This is a genomic window from Ornithinimicrobium sp., assembly GCF_030537745.1.
Classification (GTDB): Bacteria; Actinomycetota; Actinomycetes; order Actinomycetales; family Dermatophilaceae; genus Ornithinicoccus.
On sequence record NZ_JAUNVI010000049.1, the window covers coordinates 1 to 1,216 of the forward strand.

The following is a 1,216-nucleotide window of genomic DNA, read 5'->3' on the forward strand; positions in this document are numbered from 1 at the left end:
CACAACGAGGGCGCGGCGGCCACGGCTTGCGCACGGCGGCGACGACACGGCACGGCTCGGGCACGACGAAGGCAGCGCTCAGTTTTCAACGCACGGCGACGGCGACGACACGGCGACGGCACGGGAAAGCAGCGCACGCACTACCAAGCGCGAAGGGTCACACGCCCTGCCACACGACGTCGAAGGGAGCCTGGCTGGAGAGCCGCGCCTCGATCCCTCGGGTCACGAACTCCTTGGCGGCCTTGGCCGCCTCGAACGGCGTGGCCCCGAGCGCCAACTGAGCGGCCACCGCTGCGGCGAGGGTGCAGCCAGCGCCAGAGACCTGGACGCCACCGCCCAGCTTCGGCGCGCGCAGGATCTCGGTGCGCTCGTCGTCGACATAGACGTCGAGCGCCTCATCGCCCGGCAGGTGGACGCCACCCTTGGCGAGCACGGCCGCGCCGCAGCTCTGGTGGATCCGGGTCGCCGCCTCGGTGAGCTCCTCGACCGTCTCGATCTTCTCCATACCGGACAAGGCCATCGCCTCGAAATGGTTGGGCGTGACGAAGGTGGCAAGTGGCAGCACCTGCGTCGTGAGCGCGCGGTCGGTGTCCAACGCGGCACCTGGCTCCTGGCCCTTGCAGATGAGGACCGGGTCCAGCACGACGTTGTCGAAGTCACGCTCGCGGAGCACCCCCGCCACCGTCTCGATCGTCGCCGGCGTGCCGAGCATGCCGATCTTGACCGTGTCCAGCTGACCGGTGGGGTAGGCCGCCATGATCACCTCGAGCTGGTCGGCGATGACCTGCGGCTCGACCGGGACGAAGCGGTGCCCCCACTCGTGCGCAGGGTCGAAGGAGACGATGCAGGTCAGCGCGAGGCAGCCGAAGACACCGTGCTGCTGGAAAGTCTTGAGGTCGACCTGGGCACCGGCACCACCGGTGGCCTCGGAGCCGGCGATGGTCAGGGCGAGCGGAGGCGTCTGCATACGCAGATCATCGCAGGCTCGGCGAGCTCTCCCGGCTCGGGGTGAACTGCTCGCCGGCATATTCAACTAGCTGGCCGGGGCGGATCTGGGTGCCGCGGCGCATCACGAATTCGCCGTCGACCGTGACCTCGCGGTTCTCGATCACCATCCGGGCCATCGCACCGTCGCCCACCACATTGGCCAGCTTGAGCAGCTGACCGAGGCGGATCGTCTCGTCACGGATCGGCACGGCACGCACCGGGCTCATGG

The 1,216-nt window shown here is 69.2% G+C and carries 2 protein-coding genes; both read right to left on the bottom strand.

Annotated elements, in window-relative coordinates:
* Positions 1-157 precede the first annotated feature (157 nt).
* On the bottom strand, positions 158-967 hold the full coding sequence (locus Q4P07_RS10610) for a PfkB family carbohydrate kinase (protein ID WP_303374889.1): 810 nt from the start codon (positions 965-967) through the stop codon (positions 158-160).
* A 7-nt stretch (positions 968-974) separates the two neighbouring features.
* Complete coding sequence (locus Q4P07_RS10615; protein WP_303374890.1) at positions 975-1,214, bottom strand: RNA-binding S4 domain-containing protein; 240 nt, start codon at positions 1,212-1,214, stop codon at positions 975-977.
* Between the last annotated feature and the right edge of the window lie 2 nt (positions 1,215-1,216).